This is a genomic window from Caulobacter sp. 602-1, from assembly GCF_003931565.1.
Classification (GTDB): domain Bacteria; phylum Pseudomonadota; class Alphaproteobacteria; order Caulobacterales; family Caulobacteraceae; genus Caulobacter.
Map to the genome: position 1 here is coordinate 37,380 of NZ_RRYI01000001.1, position 18,483 is coordinate 55,862.

The following is an 18,483-nucleotide window of genomic DNA, read 5'->3' on the forward strand; positions in this document are numbered from 1 at the left end:
GACGGCCAGAAACGACGACCGCCCCGCCGGAGTTCCGGCGGGGCGGCTCGCGACGAACAGGAAGGTGGGATTCCTATTCGGCCGCGATGCTGACGGCGCCGACCGGGCGGTCCTTGAAGTTGATGGCCTGCAGGTGGCGGATGCCTTCCTCGGCGATGTCGTCGCCGACCATCCGGTCGCCCTCGGCCTTCAGCTCGTCGATGTCGACATACATGGCGTAGAAGGCGCGGGTGCGGTCGGTGATGATACCGGCGTTGAGCAGCGTCTTGACCAGCACCCGGAAGATGTTGGTCTGCTCCTTCATATTTTCCCGACGCACGTCGTCGGTCATGATCTTCCCGTACTCCTCGACCACCTTGTCGGGGTCCAGGCCGAACGCGGCGTAGAGATCCAGCTGCTGGTGCGGCGAGACGAGGTTGAACAGCAGGGTCTGGAAGCAGTGCGCCGCCCAGTCCTCGATGATGGCGTGTTCTTCGGGGCTCAGCTTGGGCACCGTGCGGTCGGCCCAGATCTTCCCGAACTTGTGGTGGAAGGCCTCGTCGGTCATCACCAGCTGCAGCAGCTTCTTGCCGACCGGATCGTTGATATTGTTGTAGAAAGTGGCGAAGGCGCCCATGGCCAGGCCTTCGACCAGCATCTGCATGCCGATGATCTTCTTGTAAACCTCGGGCGCGCCGATGATCTCGACCAGCAGGGTCTTCAGGGCCGGGCCGCACTCGACCGGCTTGCCCCAGCGGGCCTTGATATATTTGGCGAAGGCCGTGACGTGGCGGGCCTCTTCGCGGGTCTGGTTGGCGGCGTATTCCTGGGCGCCCTGGTCCTTCAGCACGTGGCACAGGCTGGCCGACAGGTTCAGCGCGCCCTGCTCGCCGTGCAGGATCGACGAGAAGCTGCGCAGCACCGACTGGTTGATGAAGCGGATGCGCGTCTTCGGATCGGACAGGTGGTTGGAGACGTAGTCGGTCGACAGGGCGATGACCATGTCCTCGGGAACCAGGGCCTGGTTCTCCATGTCGAACGGCTCGTCGAAGTCGATATAGGTCTTGTCCAGCGGATCCCAGAAGTGGTCGTGGGTCGCGGAAATGATCTTGTCGAAGGCGCTGGAGCGGTTGCCGTAGCGGTCGAGTTCGAGCATCGACTCGAAGTCGTCCGGCGCGACCGCGTCGTACATCGCGTCCTTGGTGATATTCCGGTCTTTGGAAATTGGGTCGGTCATGTCGGCGCTCCCTATCGGCCGTGCGATGTCCATCGGGCGGGCTCCGTCTTGCGCGGATCTCGGCCCATCTGAACACTGTCAACTCATGTGAGCGGACGGGTCAAACAAAAAATGACGGCGGCGTCAGGTTTGGCGACGAAAGCGGGGCGGCGACGCCCATCCTCTAGGCGAGGCTCGCCGCGCCCCGCTCGCACCAGCCCAGCGGACGCGGCGTCTTGTCGAGATAGATGCGGTGGTTCTCGTCCAGGCGGAAGCCGGCCGCCTCGACCGCCGCCGAGACCGGCCGGGTCAGGTGGCAGCCGCCCGCCAGGCGCTTCCACAGCGGTTCGATGTGTCGCTGCCAGCGCGCCGTGCCGGCGTCGGGGGACAGGCCATGCTCGCAGAACAGAAACCGGCCGCCCGGCCGCAGCACCCGGCGGGCTTCGGACAGCACGGCGGCGGGCGAGCGCACCGAGCACAGGGTGAAGGTGCACAGCACGGTGTCGAAAGCGGCGTCGGCGAACGGCAGGCGCTCGCCCTCGCCCGCGACGATCTCGACCGCCAGGCCTTCGGGGCGCGGGGCGGCCTCCGCGAGGGCGCGCAGCTCCGCGGAGGGGTCGACGCCGGTGACGCCGGTCACCGTGACCGGGTCGTAGAAAGCCAGATTCAAGCCGCCGCCGACGCCGAGCTCCAGCACCTCGCCCCTGGCCTGGGGCACGAGGCTGGTCCGCTGCGCGCGGAACGCCGGCGCGCCGCACGCGCAGCACAGCAGCTTTGGCAGGATGTAGCGCTCGTACAGCGTCGCCATGGCGTTTTCCCCCAATTGTATCCGGCAGCAGAGCGGCGCGGGTCGGGCGCGGTCAAGGCCGCCTGCTGTCAGATCTGGCAGCAGTGCGCTTTATTCGGAAATGGCCAGTCGCTTTGGAGTTCTCCCCATGCCCAAGCCCCTCAAACCGCCCGCCGAGGAAGCCGAGGGCGCCTGTGCGTGCGGGGCGGTGCGGGTCGCTATCGGCGTGCCGGCGCGGTGGGCGTTCCACGATCACTCGGCCGCCAGCCGCCGCGCCCAGGGCTGCGCCTATGTCACCTACACGGCCAGCTATCGCAGCCGCTTCCGGTGGCTGGAGGGCGAGGGCTTGGTCACCCGCCACGAGCGCGAGGGAACGGCCCGGGGCTTCTGTTCGCGCTGTGGGACGCCGATCTTCATGGAGCGCAAGCGGGCGCCGACCATGATCAACCTGCCGCGCGCCTTGTTCGAAACCCGCACCGGCCGCGAGCCGCGCTATCACACGTCGCTCGACCAGGCGCCCGACTGGGCCTATGGCGGCGGCAAGCTGGTCCCGCTGAAGGGTTATCCCGGCGTGATGTGGGAGCGACCGAAGCCGAAGGCCAAGCGCAAGGCGCCGATCGACGACTTCCTCTAGCGCCCCTCCAGCGCCGCCAGCACGGCCGGCTGCGTCCGCGCGAGTTCGGCGAGGCGTTCGATCAGGGCGTCCTTGCCGTCAAGGGCCAGGCCGTCGCGCAGCTTGGCCATCCGCTCGCGGACCTTGGTCAGGTCGGCGGCGTTGGCGGCGGTGACCACGGCCGCCTGGTGCTTGCAGGCCCCGAACTTCTCGAAGCCAGGACAGGTGCACAGGCCTTCGCCGGCCGGAGCCCAAAGCTGCACGACATAGAGGTCGCCGACGCTGCCGGTGACGTGGGCGGTGACCTTCTCGTCCTCGATCGCCACCAGGTCGACGGCGCCGGCCTCGGCCATGGCCGCGCCGGTGTCGAACCAGCGCTCATCCATACGCTCGCGCCAGGTTTCGGTATCGAAGAGTTGGCTGGGATTGGGGCTCATGCCTCGTCCTCGATGCGGTGGATGTCGTCGTCCGACAGGCCGAAATGGTGGCCGATCTCATGGACCAGCACGTGGGCGATCAGGTCGCCCAGGGAGACGTCGCCGCGTTCGGCCCACTCGTCCAGGATGGGGCGACGATAGAGAAACACCCGCGACGGCTCGGTCCCATAGTCCAGCACCGAGCGGCGGCCCAGGTCGACGCCCTGATAAAGGCCGGTCAGCTCGAAGGCGTCTTCGATGTCCAGGCTGTCCAGCACCTCGTCGGCCGCGAAGTCGTCGACCCGGATGACCACGTCGCCGGTCAGCGCGCGGAATTGGTCGGGCAGGGCGTCGAAGGCCTGTCGGGCCAGGACGGCGAAGTCGTCGAGCGACGGGGCGAGGCGGTCGGACCAGGTCATGGTCTCCAAATAGAGCGATTGGAGCGTTAAGCCACCGGGTGTGGCGACGAAATCGCGACAGACAGTCACGCTCCCCCTGATCGCGCTCTGGTCACGGCCCGACTAATCTGGGATTCTGATTCGACGACCCGCTGGGGTAAGCGACGCGCCTGATGACTTCGTACGACCTGATCCTCGCGGCGGTGGCCGGCGCGGTTTGTCTCGCCATTTGCGTCACCCTGTGGTCGCTGGGGCAGCGCCGCGGCTATGAGGCCCGCATCGCCGCCCTGAAGGCGCGCCTTGGCCTGCAAGGCGGCGAGCCCCTGGACGCGCCCGCCTGGGTCGAGGCCTTCGACACCGCCGTGATCGCCGTCGAGGGCGGCCGGGCCGACCTGGCCGCCGGGGCCGACGGCCTTTCGGCCTGCGCGCGGGTGCTGGGCGTCGAGGCCAAGGTCGAGGCGGTGATCGCCGCCCTGAGCGGGGCCGATCCCGATCATGCCCACAAGCTGGCGGCGCTGTTCGAGCGCGGCGAGGCTTGCGTCTTCGAGGTTCGCGGGGGCAATGGCTGGGTATCGGTCGAGGGCCGCGCGGTCGGGGCGCTGGCCTGGCTGCGCCTGATGCCCGGCAGCGGCGGTGATTCCGGACTGCCGTCGGCGACCCGCTTCGCCGCCTTCGTCGACAGTGTGGCCGAGCCGGCCTGGATCGCCGGGGCCGATGGCCAGGCCGTCTGGGGCAACGCCGCCTTCGTTCGCGCCGTCGGGGCCAGCGTCGCCTCGGCCGGCGCGCTGGCGGGCAAGAGCTTCGACCGGTCCGCCGACGCCCTGGTCGTCGAGGCCGTCGAGAAGGGCGAGCGCCGCGAAGCCGTGCGCTGGATCAATCTGGAAGGCCGCCGCCGCGCGTTCCGGCTTTCCGCCCAGCCGCTGGAAGGCGGCGGGGTGGGGGTGTTCTGCGCCGACGTCACCGAGATCGAGGACGTCCGCGACGCCTTCAAGAAGCACGTCGAGGCCCACGACGAGACCCTGAACCACATCGCCGAGGCCGTGGCGATCTTCAGCGCCACGCGGCGGCTGTCGTTCCACAACACCGCCTTCGCCGAACTGTGGGGCCTGGAGCCGGCCTGGCTGGCCGACCGTCCGACCCATGGCGAGATCCTGGACCGCCTGCGCCAGCGCCGCCGCCTGCCCGAGACCATCGACTACGCCGTCTGGAAGGCCGCCGAGCTGGCCCGCTACGAGGACGTGGGGCCTCAGGCCGACGACCTCTGGCACCTGCCCGACGGTCGGACGCTGAAGGTTGTGCGCCAGCCCCACCCGCTGGGCGGCATGCTGCTGATCTATTCCGACATCACCGGCGAGCTGCGCCTGAAGGCCCAGTACAACGCCCTGATCCAGGTGCAGCAAGCCACGCTGGACAAGCTGAACGACGCCGTCGCGGTGTTCGGCTCGGATGGCCGCCTGCGCCTGCACAACGAGGCCTTCGAGACCTTCTGGAACGTCAGCGCCTTCGCCCTGGAGGCGGCCGGCGACTTCGAGGGCGTGGTCGAGCTGTGCGTGCCGCGCCTGCACGACCTGGCCTTCTGGCGCGAGCTGAAGGGGCGGGTGGCCGATCCCGATCCGCAGATGCGCGCCCCGACCTCTGGCGAGGTCCGCACCTCGGACGACCGCATCGTGGTCTATCAGAGCCGGCCCCTGCCGGATGGCGCGACCCTGATCGCCTTCGCCGACGTCACCGACACCCGCGACCTGCAATCGGCCCTGGCCGATCGCTCCGCCGCCCTGGCCGAGGCCGAGCGCCTGAAGCGCGATTTCGTCGGCAATGTCAGCTACGAGCTGCGCACGCCGCTGACGACGATCATCGGCTATTCCGAGCTCCTGGAACGGGCCGACGGCATCTCCGAGCGCGGCCGCAACCACGTGGCCGCCGTCCGCGCCGCCGCCACCCAGCTGGCCCGCTCGATCGACGACGTGCTGGACATGGCCCAGATCGACGCCGGCGAAATGGCGCTGGAGATCGGGGACATCCGCGTCTCCGACCTGCTGCTCAACGCCCAGGAGCACGCCCTGAAGGACGCCCAGCTGGGCGCGGTGACCCTGGCGGTCGAGTGCGAGGAAGACGTCGGCCTGATCCGCGGCGACGGCAAGCGCCTGGCCCAGACTCTGGACCACCTGGTCGAGAACGCCCTGCGCCAGACCCCGCCGGGCGGCCGCGTCACCCTGTCGGCCCGCCGCGCCCTGGGCGAGGTGCGACTCGATGTCTCGGACACCGGCCGCGGCGTGCCGTTCCACGTCCAGGCCCACATCTTCGACCGCTTCGTCGGTCGCGATCGCGGCGGCCCGGGGCTGGGCCTGGCCCTGGTCAAGGCGCTGGTCGAGCTGCACGGCGGCTGGGTGGCCCTGGAGAGCGAGCCGGGCGCCGGCTCGACCTTCACCTGCCACCTGCCCGAGACCCAGCAGCCCGGCGCGATGCAACCCGAACTGAGCTTCTGACGAGCGCCGGCGCGCTCGCTCGGCCGTCGGACATAAAGATATCTTTATGCGTTAATTGCTAGGAAGGGTCGGGCGCGCTATAAGCCCCGCAAGATCTCACCCGACCGCAGGAGCCCGACCGTGGCCGACTATATCGTCAAGGACATCTCGCTCGCCGATTTCGGCCGCAAGGAAATCGCCATCGCCGAGACCGAGATGCCGGGCCTGATGGCCACGCGCGCCGAGTACGGCCCGGCCCAGGTCCTGAAGGGCGCCCGCATCGCCGGCAGCCTGCACATGACCATCCAGACCGCCGTGCTGATCGAGACCCTGGCGGCGCTGGGCGCCGAGGTCCGCTGGGCGTCGTGCAACATTTTCTCGACCCAGGACCACGCCGCCGCCGCCATCGCCGCCTCGGGCGTGCCGGTGTTCGCCTTCAAGGGTGAAAACCTGGTCGAGTACTGGGAATACGCCCACAAGATCTTCGAGTGGCACGACGGCGGCTACCCGAACCTGATCCTCGACGACGGCGGCGACGCCACCCTGCTCTGCGTGCTCGGCCCGAAGGCCGAGAAGGATCCGTCGATCCTGAACAACCCGCAGAACGAGGAAGAAGAAGCCCTGTTCGCGGTGATGAAGAAGTACCTGGCCGAGAAGCCGGGCTTCTACTCGGCCATCCGCGCGGCCGTCGGCGGCGTCTCGGAAGAGACCACCACGGGCGTGCACCGCCTGTACCAGATGGCCGCCAAGGGCGACCTGCCGTTCCCGGCCATCAACGTCAACGACAGCGTCACCAAGTCGAAGTTCGACAACCTGTACGGCTGCCGTGAATCGCTGGTCGACGCCATCCGTCGCGGCACCGACGTCATGCTGTCGGGCAAGGTCGCGGTGGTCTGCGGCTACGGCGACGTGGGCAAGGGCTCGGCCGCCTCGCTGCGCCAAGGCGGCGCCCGCGTGATCGTCACCGAAATCGACCCGATCTGCGCCCTGCAGGCGGCGATGGAAGGCTATGAGGTCCAGACCCTGCAGGACGTCGCCGACAAGGCCGACATCTTCGTCACGGCGACGGGCAACAAGGACGTCATCACGGTCGACGACATGCGCCGGATGAAGAACAACGCCATCGTCTGCAACATCGGTCACTTCGACTCGGAAATTCAGATCGCCGGCCTGCGCAACTTCAAGTGGGACGAGATCAAGCCGCAGGTCCACCACGTGGAATTCCCGGACGGCAAGAAGATCATCGTCCTGTCGGAAGGCCGTCTGGTGAACCTGGGCAACGCCACGGGCCACCCCTCGTTCGTGATGTCGGCCTCGTTCACCAACCAGACGCTGGCTCAGATCGAGCTCTGGACGAACAAGGACGCCTACCAGAACCAAGTCTACACCCTGCCCAAGCACCTGGACGAGAAGGTCGCCTTCCTGCACCTGGAAAAGCTGGGCGCGAAGCTGTCGACCCTGCGCAAGGATCAGGCCGACTATATCGGCGTGCCGGAAAAGGGTCCGTTCAAGCCGGACCACTATCGCTATTAATAGCGACACCCGCGGCGCCAGTTTCCGCTGCGGAAATCTTTTGAAGCCAAGAGGAAAGGCCCGCCGGTGACGGTGGGCCTTTTCTTTTGGGTCTCAGGCCGGGACGCCCTATTCAAGTCCGCCTTGCTCGGCTAATCGCTTTGCCATGCCGTTAGCCTTGATCATCTCCAGCCACGTCGCCGGCAGCCAGGTGGGCGCGACGGCGCAAGCCACCGCCCTGGCGCAGTTCCGCATCGACTCGATGGTCGTGCCGACCGTGCTGTACGGCCGCCATCCCGGCTGGGGCATTCCCGGTGGAGCGCCCGTGCCGATCGAGGTGTTCGAGGGCATGATGGACGGCATCGAGGCCAACGGGCTGTTCGGCCTCGTCGATCTCGTGATCACCGGCTATTTCGCCACCGCCGCCCAGGCGCGGGCCGCCGCCCGGGTCATCGACGCCGTGCGCGAGTCGCCCCGTCCGAACGGCGCGGCGACCCGGCGGCCGACCGTCGTCGTCGACCCGACCATGGGCGACGCCGGCAAGGGCCTCTACATTCCGGCCGAGACCGCCGACGCCATCATCGCCGACCTGATCCCGCGCGCCGACGTCGTGGCCTGCAACAGCTGGGAGCTGCAGAAGCTGACCGGCACGGACACCCGCGACCCCCAGGCGGCCATGCGCGCCGCGCGCCTCCTGGGCAAGACCACCCTGGTTTCGTCCGTGCATCGCGGGGCCGAGATCGGCGCGGTGCTGGCCGACAGGAAGGAAGCCTGGCTGGCCGCCCACGCTAAGGCCGAGCGTTCGCCCAACGGCACGGGCGACCTGCTGACCGCCCTCTACGCCGCCTCGATCCTGGAGGGGCAGACCTTCTCCTACGGCCTGGCCCGCGCCGTCGGCGGGGTGGCCGAGACGGTCACCGCGGCCAACATCTGGAACGCGCCCGAGCTGCCGATCGTGGCCATGGGCGCGCGGATCAAGCAGACCTCGCCGACGGTCCGCATCGAACGGCTGGCTTAAGATGGTGGGCGAAATCACCGGCCTCTGCCCTGATCGCTTCGCCCGGGTGCGCGAGGCGTTCGAAGCCAATTTCGCCGACCATGGCGAGCTGGGCGCGCGCTTTTCGTTCGCGGTCGATGGCGAGATCGTCGTCGACCTGATGGGCGGCTTCGCCGACCGCAAGCGCGAGGTCGCCTTCGGTCCCGACACCCTGACGGCGCTCTTCTCGACGACCAAGGCCGTGGCGGCCCTGATGGTCGCGCGTCTGGTGGACGAGGGGCGCCTGGCCTACGACCAGCCCGTCGCCGACGTCTGGCCGGAGTTCGCGCAAGCGGGCAAGGGCGAGGTCACGGTCGAGCAGGCCCTGTCGCACCAGGCCGGCCTGTCGGGGTTCCCCGACGAGACCGATCCGGCCCTGTGGTTCGACTGGGACGCCACCTGCGCGAAGCTCGCCGCCATGGCGCCGTTGTTCCCGATCGGCTCGGCCAGCGGCTATCACCCGGTCACCTACGGCTACATCGCCGGCGAGATCTTCCGCCGCGTCGACGGCCGGACCATGGGGACGGCGCTGCGTGAGGACATCTGCGCCCCGCTGGGCTTGGATCTCTGGATCGGCCTGCCCGACAGCGAGCACGGCCGCGTCGCCGACCTGATGCGTCCGACGGCCCTGCCCAAGTTCGGCGAGATCAACGCCGCCGTGACCGCCGCCTTCCTCAAGCCCTGGTCCTCGCCGGGCGGGCGCGGCGCGGCCGAGTGGCGGCGGGTCGAGATCCCCTCGGCCAACGGCCACGCCACCGCGCAGGCCCTGGCCCGGCTGATGGGCGCCCTGGCCACCGACGGAACCCTGGGCGGCCGCTCGATCATCACCCCGGCCGGGATCAAGGCCGCTAGCGCCCAGCGCATTGTCGGCCAGGATCTGGTCCTGCCCTACGTGATCAGCTGGGGCGCGGGCTTCATGCGCAACACGCCGAACATGTTCTACGGCCCGACGCCGGACGCCTTCGGCCACTCGGGCTGGGGCGGCTCGTGCGCCTTCGCCGACCCGGCGCGGGGCGTCTCCGGGGCCTATGTGATGAACAAGCAGGGCTCCGCCCTGATCGGCGATCCCCGCGCCGTGCGCCTGATCGAGGCGGCCTACGCCTCGCTCTAGGCGAGCGCCCTGGTCCTCTTCCAGGCTCCATAGGCGAAGGTCGCCACGCCCAGCCAGATGAACACGAACGACAGCGCCCGCAGCGGCGTGAGCGCCTCGCCGAACGCCACGCCCAGCAGGAACTGGAGTGTTGGGGCGATGAACTGCAGAAAGCCCACGGCGCTGAGCGGCAGGCGGCGGGCCGACCAGGCGAACAGGGCCAGGGGGATGACCGTGGCCGGACCGGCCAGGGCCAGAAGGCCCGTGACGGCGGCGCCGTGGCCGAAATGGCCCTGTCCCGTCGATTGCAGATACAGCACATAGGCCAGGCCCGGCAGCGCCAGATAGGCGCATTCGATGAACAGGCCCGTCTGGGCGTCGGCCTTCACCTGTTTGCGCAGGATGGCGTAGGCGCAGAAGGTGGCGGCCAGGCCCAACGACACGATCGGCAGGTGGCCCAGGGCGATCGTCTGGATGGCGACGCCGACGGCCGCGAAGCCGATGGCGACCTTGCCCTCGCCGGTCATGCGCTCGCGGAACAGCAGGGCGCCGGCGGCCATGTTCATCAGCGGGTTGATGTAATAGCCGAGGCTGGCCTCGATCACGTGGCCGGCGTTCACCGCGAAGACGTAGATCGTCCAGTTGCCGAAGATCGCCGCCGTCGACAGCAGCAGCATCCCCAGCGTGCGCGGCTGGCGCAGCACCTGGGCCACCTGGCCGCCCTGCCTGGCGATCAAGACGAGGCCGCCGGCCCACAGGACCGACCACAGCGTCCGGTGGGCGATCATCTCCCAGGAGGTGGCGCCCAGGTTCGACAGCAGGTGGAAGTAGAGGGGCAGGAAGCCCCAGAGCACGTAACAGCCGACGCCGGCGACGTAGGCCGGGCGACTTTCGGCGTGGGGTTGGTTCACGCTCGCCGACATGGCGTCGTCCTTCTGAACGCGGAAATGAAAAGGGCTCCCGGGAGGTCTGCCCCGGGAGCCCTGATTTCCACCCGCTTATTGCGGATCGTGGCTTAGGCTGGGGTCTTCTGCTTGATCAGGCCCTTGTCGTGCAGGAGCTGGGCGATCTGTACGGCGTTCAGCGCCGCGCCCTTGCGCAGATTGTCCGCCACGCACCACAGGGCGATGCCGTTCTCCACCGTCGGGTCGGTTCGGATGCGCGAGACGTAGACCGGGAATTCGCCGGCGCTTTCCTTCGGCGTCATGTAGCCGCCGTCCTCGCGCTTATCGATGACTTCCACGCCCTCGGCGTCGCGCAGGATCTCGCGGACGTCGTCCTCGTCCAGCGGGGTCTCGAACTCGATGTTCACGGCTTCGGCGTGGCCGACCATGACGGGCACGCGCACGCAGGTGGCGGTCAGCTTGATGGACGGATCCAAGATCTTCTTGGTCTCCATCATCATCTTCCACTCTTCCTTCGTATAGCCGTCCTCCATGAACACATCGATGTGCGGGATGACGTTGAAGGCGATCTGCTTGGTGAACTTCTTGGGCGGCGGCGCGCCCAGGACGAAGACGCCCTTGGTCTGGTCCCACAGCTCGTCCATGCCTTCCTTGCCCGCGCCCGACACCGACTGGTAGGTCGAGACGACGACGCGCTTGATCTTGGCTTCGGCGTGCAGGGGGGCCAGCACCACCACCAGCTGCGCGGTCGAGCAGTTGGGGTTGGCGATGATGTTCTTCGGCAGCTTGTCGACGGCGTTCGGGTTCACTTCCGGCACCACCAGCGGCACGTCCGGATCCATCCGGAAGTGGCTGCTGTTGTCGATGACGATCGGACCGGCCGCGCCGATCTTCTCGCCCCAGGCCTTGGAGATGGCGCCGCCGGCGCTCATCAGCACGATGTCGACCGTCGAGAAGTCGAACTTCTCCAGGTCCTCGCAGTGCAGGATCTGGCTGCCGAACGAGACTTCGACGCCGATGGATTTGCGGCTGGCGATGGCGTGCATCTTGTCCACGGGGAATTTGACTTCCTCGAGGATGTTGAACATCTCGCGGCCCACATTGCCCGTGGCGCCGACCACGGCGACCCGGTAACCCATCGCGCTCTCCTGAAACTGTGCCCGCGTACCGCGCGGAGCGAGGTTCCCGTACGCTTCATGGTCCCGGCGCGCAAGGCGAGGAAAGCTGGCGGGGCGATCAGCCCGGCTTGCCAGCCGGAGCGGCGGGCTCGTCCTGGGCCTTCACGTCCAGGGTGAACTGCACCGGGATGGTGACGGTCAGGCCGTCGACGGTGTCGCCTTCCCGCGTCCAGGGGTTCATGCGCATGAGCTTGACCGCCTCGACCGCGGCCGCGCCGAAGCCGAGGCCGGCAGGGGTCTCGCGCGCGGGCTTGCAGTCGGCCAGCTCGCCGGTGGCGGTGACCGCGCACGTCGCCGCGCCCAGTCCCGAGGCGACTCCCGCCTTGGCGGCCGCTTGCGGATAGACCTCCGCCATGCCCTCGGCCGACAGGGTGCGGATCCAACGCGGCTTGGTCAGCTTGCGGGCCTCGGGCGCCGCCGGATCACGGAAGCGGAAGGGCAGGTCGATCTTGTAGTCCTTGAAGGTCTTGGCGTCGGCCGGACCGATATTGACCATGAACAGTTTCGAGAGGTCCTGGGCGGCCTTGCCGAAGCCCTTGCCGCGCGGGTTTTCGGAGATCACGTCGCAGCTGCGCAGCTGGCCGGTCTTCATGAGGACGCAACGCAGGGCGGCCTGACCGAACGGCTCGCCGGCCGCGGCCTTGGGCCAGGCGGCGGCGAGCTCGGCCTGGGTGGGGACGCGGCTCCAGGGCGGGTCCAGCACGATGGAGGTAGTGTTGATCGGCGCGGCGCCGCGCGGCTCCTCCCAGGTGATCGGGATGGTGACCTCGCCGCCCGCCACGGCGCGGCCGCCGCGGATCTTGGGCGACATCCGAAACTGCGGAGCCAGCTGCAGACCGGCGCCGCCGAAGTCCATGCCTTGGGGCGATTCCGAGAGCACCCGGCAGGCCTCGAGAAAACCCTCGACCGTGGCCTTGCAGCGGATCGTGGCCTTGCCGCCGACGCGCCTGTCCAGCGCCTTCTTGGGGAAGACATTGGCGATCTCGGCGCCGTTGGGTTTGCGGACCCAGTCCGGATTGGCGTCGCCGGGGGCCAGGAACTCCAAGGTGGTGCGGACCGGCCGCCCCTCGACCGAGGCGCCCTGGGCGTCCTTCGTCGCGATCCGCTCATAGCCGACCACCGACAGGGCGGCTTCGCCGAAGCCCTGGCCGACGGGATCCTCGCGCAGCACCTTGCAGTCGACCAGGCGTCCGCCCTTGTCGGCGACGCAGCCCAGCATGGCCTTGCCGGTGACGGTCGCGCCCTTGGGGAAGGCGGCCTTCATCTTGGCCTGGGGCACGCGGGTGACGAAGTTCGGCCGCCAGCCCGAGGGCGGGGCGTCGTCTTCGGCCTGGGCCAGGGCGACCGTCGACAGGGCGGTGGCGAAAAGGCCGGCCGTGAGCATGGCCAGCAGGAGGGAGCGCGACACGGGAAACCCCTGGAACCAGCCGGCGCACGACCCCTTCGCGGCTCGACCTTAGGTGGAGGCTAAGCGATCCATTTGCGCGCCGCCAGAGGGTTCCCGACGCCCCTCGCGCCCCCTATGTTGCCGGCCATGACCGACGCCGCCGCGCCCCCGCTTCCGAACGTTTCCGATCTGACCCAGGACGGCCCCGCCGTCCGGCTCTTCCTGGTCGACGGCTCGGCCTATCTGTTCCGCGCCTATCACGCCCTGCCGCCGCTGACCCGCAAGAGCGACGGCCTGCCGGTAGGCGCCGTCCAGGGCTTCTGCAACATGCTGTGGAAGCTGATGCGCGACATGCAGGGCGACACGCCCACCCACCTGGCGGTGATCTGGGACCACTCTGAGAAGACGTTCCGCAACACCCTCTACGACAAGTACAAGGCCCACCGTCCGCCGCCGCCGGAAGACCTGATCCCGCAGTTCCCGCTGGTGCGCGAGGCCACTCGGGCGTTCGGCGTGCCGGCCATCGAGCTGCCCGGCTACGAGGCCGACGACCTGATCGCCGCCTACGCCTGCAAGGCCCGCGAGGTCGGCGGCGAGGCGGTGATCGTCTCGTCCGACAAGGACCTGATGCAGCTGGTCGGCGACGGCGTCTCGATGTTCGACCCGATGAAGGGCGTGCGGATCGAGCGCGAGCAGGTGTTCGAGAAGTTCGGCGTCTATCCGGACAAGGTCGTCGACGTTCAGGCCCTGTGCGGCGACAGCGTCGACAACGTGCCGGGCGCGCCGGGGATCGGGATCAAGACCGCCGCTCAGCTGATCACCGAATATGGCGACCTCGACACCCTGCTGGCCCGGGCCGGCGAGATCAAGCAGCCCAAGCGCCGCGAGACCCTGATCGAATTCGCCGACCAGATCCGCCTGTCGCGAGCCCTGGTCAAGCTGGACTGCGACACGCCGCTACCCCAGCCGCTGGATGAGTTGACCGTGCGCGAGCCGGACAAGGAGGTCCTGGCGGCCTTCCTCGAACAGATGGAGTTCCGCACCCTGGCTCGCCGGGTCGGCGACGGCTCGGCCGCTGCGGCGCCGGGCACGCTCGAGCGGGCGCCGGCCCAGCCCAAGGCGCCGGTCAGCACGGTGTCGTACATGGGCGCGGCCGCGCGCGCCGCCGCCAGCGCGGTGGCCGAGCCGATCAGCATCGACCATGCGTCCTATGTCCGCATCCAGGATCTCGACACCCTGAAGGCCTGGGTCGCCAAGGCCACGGCCAAGGGCGTGGTGGCCTTCGACACCGAGACCGACGCCCTGTCGTCGGCCACGGCCGGTCTGTGCGGCGTGTCCCTGGCCATCAACGCCGGCGAGGCCTGCTATATCCCGGTCGGCCACTGCGAGAAGGACGGCCTGGCGCTGGAGGCCGCCGCCGACCTGGTGCAGATCCCGCTGGAGGAGGTCATCGCGACCCTGAAGCCGCTGCTGGAGGATCCGGCGGTGCTGAAGGTGGCGCAGAACGCCAAGTACGACATCGCCGTCCTGGCCCGCCACGGGATCCAGGTCGCGCCGATCGACGACACCATGCTGATCTCCTACGTGCTGGAGGCGGGCCTGCATGGCCACGGCATGGACGAACTGTCGGAGCTGCACCTGGGTTACAAGCCGATCCCGTTCAAGCAGGTGGCCGGGACGGGCAAGGCCCAGATCAGCTTCAAGCATGTGGGCCTGAACGAGGCGACGGCCTATGCCGCCGAGGACGCCGACGTCACCCTGCGCCTTTGGCAGACGCTGAAGCCGCGCCTGGCCCGCGAGGGCCTGGCGACCGTCTACGAGACGCTGGAACGCCCGCTGCCGGCCGTGCTGGCGATGATGGAGAACAACGGGGTCAAGGTCGATCCCGAGGCGCTGCGCCTGCTCTCCAACGAGTTCTCGCTGCGCATGGCCAAGTTCGAGGCGCGCGCCCAGGAGATCGTCGGCCGCCCCTTCAACCTGGGCAGCCCCAAGCAGATCGGCGACGTGCTGTTCGGCGAGATGAGCATGAAGGGCGGCAAGAAGACCGCCACCGGCCAATGGTCGACCGACAGCGACGTGCTGGAGAGCCTGGCGCTGGAGCACGAACTGCCGCGCGTCCTGCTCGACTGGCGCCAGCTCTCCAAGCTGAAGGGCACCTACACCGAGAACCTGGTCGCCGCGATCGCCGAGTCCACGGGACGGGTCCACACCTCCTACGCCCTGGCGGCCACGACGACGGGCCGCCTGTCCTCGTCCGACCCGAACCTGCAGAACATCCCGGTCCGCACCGAGGAAGGCCGCAAGATCCGCAAGGCGTTCATCGCGCCGCCGGGCAAGGTGCTGATCAGCGCCGACTACAGCCAGATCGAGCTGCGCCTCCTGGCCCATATCGGCGACATTCCGCAGCTGAAAAAGGCGTTCCAGCAGGGCCTGGACATCCACGCCATGACGGCCTCGGAGATGTTCGACACGCCGATCGAGGGCATGGATCCCATGATCCGCCGCCGGGCCAAGGCGATCAATTTCGGCATCGTCTACGGCATCAGCGCCTTCGGTCTCGCCAACCAGTTGGGCATCGGCCAGGGCGAGGCCGGGGCCTATATCAAGACCTATTTCGAGCGCTTCCCGGGTATTCAGGCCTATATGGACGCGACCAAGGCCTTCGTGCGCGAGCACGGCTACGTCTCGACCATCTTCGGCCGCAAGATCAACATCCCGGAGATTCAGTCCAAATCGGTCGGCCAGCGACAGTTCGCCGAGCGCGCGGCGATCAACGCGCCGATCCAGGGGGCGGCCGCCGACGTCATGCGCCGGGCCATGATCCGTATGCCCGCCGCCCTCGAGGCGGCTGGTCTCGAGGCGCGGATGCTGCTGCAGGTGCACGACGAACTGGTCTTCGAAGCGCCCGAGGCGGAAGCCGACCGCGCCTGCGCGGTGATCAGCGAGGTCATGGAAAAGGCCGCCGAGCCGGCGGTGGCCCTGTCGGTGCCGCTTACGGTCGAGGCCCGCGCCGCGCTCAACTGGGATGAGGCCCACTGATCAAAATAAAGGCGAAATGGTCGTTCGTGCGACATTCCGCCACGGGACGGTTAATGCCCCAGCAAGGGTTCGGGGCTCACTGCTATCCGTGACGCCCGCGAACCGTAGTGCAGTTTCAAAGAGTAGTGTTATCCGAGGTTTAGCGGTCGCCGCCCCATTTCGAGGAGCCCCGGCCGGTGTCTTTTGGCGATCTGAAAATTCCGCACAAGCTGATGGCGGTCTTCGCTGTCATGCTCACGACCATCGTTGTGATGGGCGTGTCCCTCTACGCCAACAAGGTCGCCCTCGCTCATTCCGTGGAACGCACCGAGCGCGCCTATGAGATGCTGCGCCAGGCGGATACGGCGGCCTTCCGCCTGACCCGTCAGGAGAATTCGCTGCGCGGCTTCCTGCTGTCGGGCGACAACTACTACGTCCAGCGCCTGGAAGAGGCGCACAAGCCGAAGTTCCTGAAGGCGCTGGACGAGATGCGCGCGCTGGCCGCCGGCGACCAGGAAGACCTGGCCCGCATCGCCGCCGTCGACGCCGCCTACGCCAACTATCGCAAGATGGCCATCGAGCCGGGCGAGCGGCTGGGCGCAGATCCGGCCACTCGTCCTCAGGCGGTCGAGCTTGTGCGCAACGACGGCGTCGCCGACAAGGCGGTCGAGCCGGTCGAAAACGCCATCGAAGCCATCACCAAGAACGCCGAGGCCGAACTGGCGACGGAGGCCGCCGCCCAGAAGAAGGCCTCGCTGGAATCGACCCTGGCCCTGGCCATCGGCATCCTGATCACGGCCGGCATCGCCATCGCCGGCGGCCTGCTGCTGACCGGCGCCATCGCGGCGCCCGTCACCGCCATGACCAACGCCATGCGCCGGCTCGCCTCGGGCGACAGCACGGTCGAGGTGCCGGCCCAGGGCCGCAAGGACGAGATCGGCCAAATGGCCGCCGCCGTCGCCTACTTCAAGGATTCCGAGGCCGAGAAGGTCCGCATCGAGGCCGCCGCCGCCGAGCATCGCCGGGCCGCCGACAACGAGCGCGCCGCCAACGAGGCCGAGAAGGCCGAGATCGCCCGCAACGACGCCATCGCCATCGCCGCCCTCAACGAGGCTCTGGACCACATGGCCGGCGGCGATCTGACCCACCGCATCACCACGACCTTCGATCCCAAGGCCGAAAGCCTCAAGGCCAACTTCAACGCGGCCGCCGACCGCATGCAGCAGGCGATCCAGTCGATCAACATGGCTACCGGCGGCGTCAACAGCGGCGCCGACGAGATCGCCGAAGCCTCCGACAATCTTTCGCGCCGGACGGAACAGCAGGCCGCGAGTCTGGAAGAGACCGCCGCCGCCCTGGACCAGATCACCGCGACGGTCCGCAAGACCGCCTCGGGCGCCAAGGAGGCCTCGCAGGTCGTGGCCAACGCCCGGTCGGACGCCGAACGCTCGGGCCGGATCGTCGGCCAGGCCGTCGCGGCCATGACCGAGATCGAGACCTCGTCCAATCAGGTCAGCCAGATCATCGGGGTGATCGACGAGATCGCCTTCCAGACCAATCTTCTGGCCCTGAACGCCGGCGTCGAGGCCGCTCGCGCGGGTGAAGCCGGCCGCGGTTTCGCGGTCGTCGCCCAGGAAGTGCGGGCCTTGGCCCAGCGCTCGGCCGACGCCGCCAAGGAGATCAAGACCCTGATCTCGACCTCGACCCAGCAGGTCGAGACGGGCGTGGACCTGGTCGGCCAGACCGGCGAGGCGCTTAGCCGCATCGTCGAGCAGGTCGCCTCGATCGACGCGCTGATGAAAGAGATCTCGGCCTCGACCACCGAGCAGGCCACGGGCCTCAACGAGGTCAACGGCGCGGTGAACCAGATGGACCAGGTCGTCCAGCAGAACGCCGCCATGGTCGAGGAGGCCACCGCCGCCTCGCACTCGCTGAAGAACGAGGCCAAGGCCCTGATGGAGCTGGTTGGCCGCTTCCGCGTGGCCGAGAGCGCCGCCCCGGCCACGTCGCGTCCGGCTCAAACGACCTATCGTCCGCCAGCTCAGGCCCAGGCTCGGCCTGCAGCCCGGCCCGCGCCCGCGCGACCGGCGGTCACGGCTCGCCCAGGGCGCGGTTCGGCCGCCGTGGCGGTCAGCGAGGATTGGGAAGAGTTCTGATCGTCCAACGATCGGCGGACGATCGGGAGGCTCTCCGAGAAACCGGGGAGCCTTTCGCCTATCCGCTTCAGCCGCGGTTCAGCGCGATCGTCTCGAACGACGATTGAGTGGTCCGGGGGCCGTGGCTCGGGTTCGGCGTCGGCAGGGCCAGGCCGATCGCGGCGGCGATCAGCAGGGCGACGGTGAAGAAGGCCTTGGCAGCCATGTCCTATCTCGGGTCTGACGTCTTGAAGCGACAATTCGCGGGCGTCGACGAGGGCCTAGATGGCCTCGCCGCCGCCAGGTTCAAGGCCCGGGTTCCTGTGGTCCCGAAGCGTCCTGATCCAA

15 protein-coding genes are annotated in these 18,483 nt (G+C 68.6%); 7 read left to right on the top strand and 8 right to left on the bottom strand.

Annotated features, from left to right (window positions below):
• Window positions 1-73: 73 nt before the first annotated feature.
• Both EIK80_RS00200 and EIK80_RS00205 read right to left on the bottom strand, forming a co-directional pair.
• Complete coding sequence (locus EIK80_RS00200) at window positions 74-1,216, bottom strand: ferritin-like domain-containing protein (RefSeq protein ID WP_125154963.1); 1,143 nt, start codon at window positions 1,214-1,216, stop codon at window positions 74-76.
• Window positions 1,217-1,379: 163 nt separating this feature from the next.
• Entirely contained in the window at window positions 1,380-2,003 is a 624-nt protein-coding gene (locus EIK80_RS00205; RefSeq protein WP_125154964.1) for a class I SAM-dependent methyltransferase, read from the bottom strand.
• 127 nt (window positions 2,004-2,130) lie between these two features.
• Here EIK80_RS00205 and EIK80_RS00210 point away from each other — a divergent pair, with 127 nt between their 5' ends.
• The gene (locus EIK80_RS00210) at window positions 2,131-2,616 is read left to right on the top strand and encodes a GFA family protein (protein ID WP_125154965.1); all 486 of its coding nucleotides are present in this window, start codon (window positions 2,131-2,133) and stop codon (window positions 2,614-2,616) included.
• Here the strand turns inward: EIK80_RS00210 and EIK80_RS00215 are convergent.
• Together EIK80_RS00215 and EIK80_RS00220 are read right to left on the bottom strand one after the other, a co-directional pair.
• The gene (locus tag EIK80_RS00215) at window positions 2,613-3,032 is read right to left on the bottom strand and encodes an SWIM zinc finger domain-containing protein (RefSeq protein ID WP_125154966.1); all 420 of its coding nucleotides are present in this window, start codon (window positions 3,030-3,032) and stop codon (window positions 2,613-2,615) included. The two genes, EIK80_RS00210 and EIK80_RS00215, sit on opposite strands and share 4 nt — an antisense overlap.
• Window positions 3,029-3,430 carry a metallopeptidase family protein gene (locus EIK80_RS00220; RefSeq protein ID WP_125154967.1) on the bottom strand — a complete coding sequence of 134 codons (402 nt, stop codon included), beginning with the start codon at window positions 3,428-3,430 and terminating at the stop codon, window positions 3,029-3,031. Before EIK80_RS00220 ends, EIK80_RS00215 begins: the two co-directional genes overlap by 4 nt.
• Window positions 3,431-3,582: 152 nt before the next feature.
• On the opposite strand from EIK80_RS00220, the gene EIK80_RS00225 reads away from it, so the two are divergent.
• From EIK80_RS00225 to EIK80_RS00240, 4 genes are all read left to right on the top strand, one after another.
• Window positions 3,583-5,895, top strand: a complete 2,313-nt coding sequence (locus EIK80_RS00225) for an ATP-binding protein (protein ID WP_125154968.1) — start codon at window positions 3,583-3,585, stop codon at window positions 5,893-5,895.
• 120 nt (window positions 5,896-6,015) lie between these two features.
• Window positions 6,016-7,407, top strand: coding sequence for an adenosylhomocysteinase (gene ahcY, locus EIK80_RS00230; RefSeq protein ID WP_125154969.1), 1,392 nt, complete (start codon window positions 6,016-6,018; stop codon window positions 7,405-7,407).
• Window positions 7,408-7,552: 145 nt separating this feature from the next.
• Window positions 7,553-8,404: a bifunctional hydroxymethylpyrimidine kinase/phosphomethylpyrimidine kinase gene (locus EIK80_RS00235; protein WP_125154970.1), complete on the top strand. Its 852-nt coding sequence runs from the start codon at window positions 7,553-7,555 to the stop codon at window positions 8,402-8,404.
• Between the two features lie 4 nt (window positions 8,405-8,408).
• A complete protein-coding gene (locus EIK80_RS00240) occupies window positions 8,409-9,533 on the top strand; it encodes a serine hydrolase domain-containing protein (protein WP_125155804.1) in 1,125 nt (374 codons plus the stop codon).
• Here the strand turns inward: EIK80_RS00240 and rarD are convergent.
• The 3 genes from rarD to EIK80_RS00255 form a co-directional block, all read right to left on the bottom strand.
• Complete coding sequence (gene rarD, locus EIK80_RS00245; RefSeq protein ID WP_125154971.1) at window positions 9,530-10,435, bottom strand: EamA family transporter RarD; 906 nt, start codon at window positions 10,433-10,435, stop codon at window positions 9,530-9,532. The genes EIK80_RS00240 and rarD overlap by 4 nt on opposite strands.
• Window positions 10,436-10,527: 92 nt before the next feature.
• The gene (locus EIK80_RS00250) at window positions 10,528-11,556 is read right to left on the bottom strand and encodes an aspartate-semialdehyde dehydrogenase (RefSeq protein ID WP_125154972.1); all 1,029 of its coding nucleotides are present in this window, start codon (window positions 11,554-11,556) and stop codon (window positions 10,528-10,530) included.
• 97 nt (window positions 11,557-11,653) lie between these two features.
• On the bottom strand, window positions 11,654-13,003 hold the full coding sequence (locus EIK80_RS00255; RefSeq protein ID WP_125154973.1) for an energy transducer TonB: 1,350 nt from the start codon (window positions 13,001-13,003) through the stop codon (window positions 11,654-11,656).
• 126 nt (window positions 13,004-13,129) lie between these two features.
• On the opposite strand from EIK80_RS00255, the gene polA reads away from it, so the two are divergent.
• Window positions 13,130-16,021: a DNA polymerase I gene (gene polA, locus EIK80_RS00260; protein WP_199743328.1), complete on the top strand. Its 2,892-nt coding sequence runs from the start codon at window positions 13,130-13,132 to the stop codon at window positions 16,019-16,021.
• 176 nt (window positions 16,022-16,197) lie between these two features.
• Window positions 16,198-18,156, top strand: coding sequence for a methyl-accepting chemotaxis protein (locus EIK80_RS00265; protein ID WP_125154975.1), 1,959 nt, complete (start codon window positions 16,198-16,200; stop codon window positions 18,154-18,156).
• A 67-nt stretch (window positions 18,157-18,223) separates the two neighbouring features.
• On the opposite strand, the gene EIK80_RS26285 is transcribed toward EIK80_RS00265, so the two are convergent.
• Window positions 18,224-18,361 carry a hypothetical protein gene (locus tag EIK80_RS26285; RefSeq protein ID WP_199743329.1) on the bottom strand — a complete coding sequence of 46 codons (138 nt, stop codon included), beginning with the start codon at window positions 18,359-18,361 and terminating at the stop codon, window positions 18,224-18,226.
• Window positions 18,362-18,483: the final 122 nt, after the last annotated feature.

What these genes read in the sequence shown, in the direction of transcription:
- EIK80_RS00200 (WP_125154963.1), bottom strand. Translation starts at nt 1,216, where the DNA reads ATGACCGACCCAATTTCCAAAGACCGGAATATCACCAAGGACGCGATG.
- EIK80_RS00205 (WP_125154964.1), bottom strand. Translation starts at nt 2,003, where the DNA reads ATGGCGACGCTGTACGAGCGCTACATCCTGCCAAAGCTGCTGTGCTGC.
- EIK80_RS00210 (WP_125154965.1), top strand. Translation starts at nt 2,131, where the DNA reads ATGCCCAAGCCCCTCAAACCGCCCGCCGAGGAAGCCGAGGGCGCCTGT.
- EIK80_RS00215 (WP_125154966.1), bottom strand. Translation starts at nt 3,032, where the DNA reads ATGAGCCCCAATCCCAGCCAACTCTTCGATACCGAAACCTGGCGCGAG.
- EIK80_RS00220 (WP_125154967.1), bottom strand. Translation starts at nt 3,430, where the DNA reads ATGACCTGGTCCGACCGCCTCGCCCCGTCGCTCGACGACTTCGCCGTC.
- EIK80_RS00225 (WP_125154968.1), top strand. Translation starts at nt 3,583, where the DNA reads ATGACTTCGTACGACCTGATCCTCGCGGCGGTGGCCGGCGCGGTTTGT.
- EIK80_RS00235 (WP_125154970.1), top strand. Translation starts at nt 7,553, where the DNA reads ATGCCGTTAGCCTTGATCATCTCCAGCCACGTCGCCGGCAGCCAGGTG.
- rarD (WP_125154971.1), bottom strand. Translation starts at nt 10,435, where the DNA reads ATGTCGGCGAGCGTGAACCAACCCCACGCCGAAAGTCGCCCGGCCTAC.
- EIK80_RS00250 (WP_125154972.1), bottom strand. Translation starts at nt 11,556, where the DNA reads ATGGGTTACCGGGTCGCCGTGGTCGGCGCCACGGGCAATGTGGGCCGC.
- polA (WP_199743328.1), top strand. Translation starts at nt 13,130, where the DNA reads ATGACCGACGCCGCCGCGCCCCCGCTTCCGAACGTTTCCGATCTGACC.
- EIK80_RS26285 (WP_199743329.1), bottom strand. Translation starts at nt 18,361, where the DNA reads ATGGCTGCCAAGGCCTTCTTCACCGTCGCCCTGCTGATCGCCGCCGCG.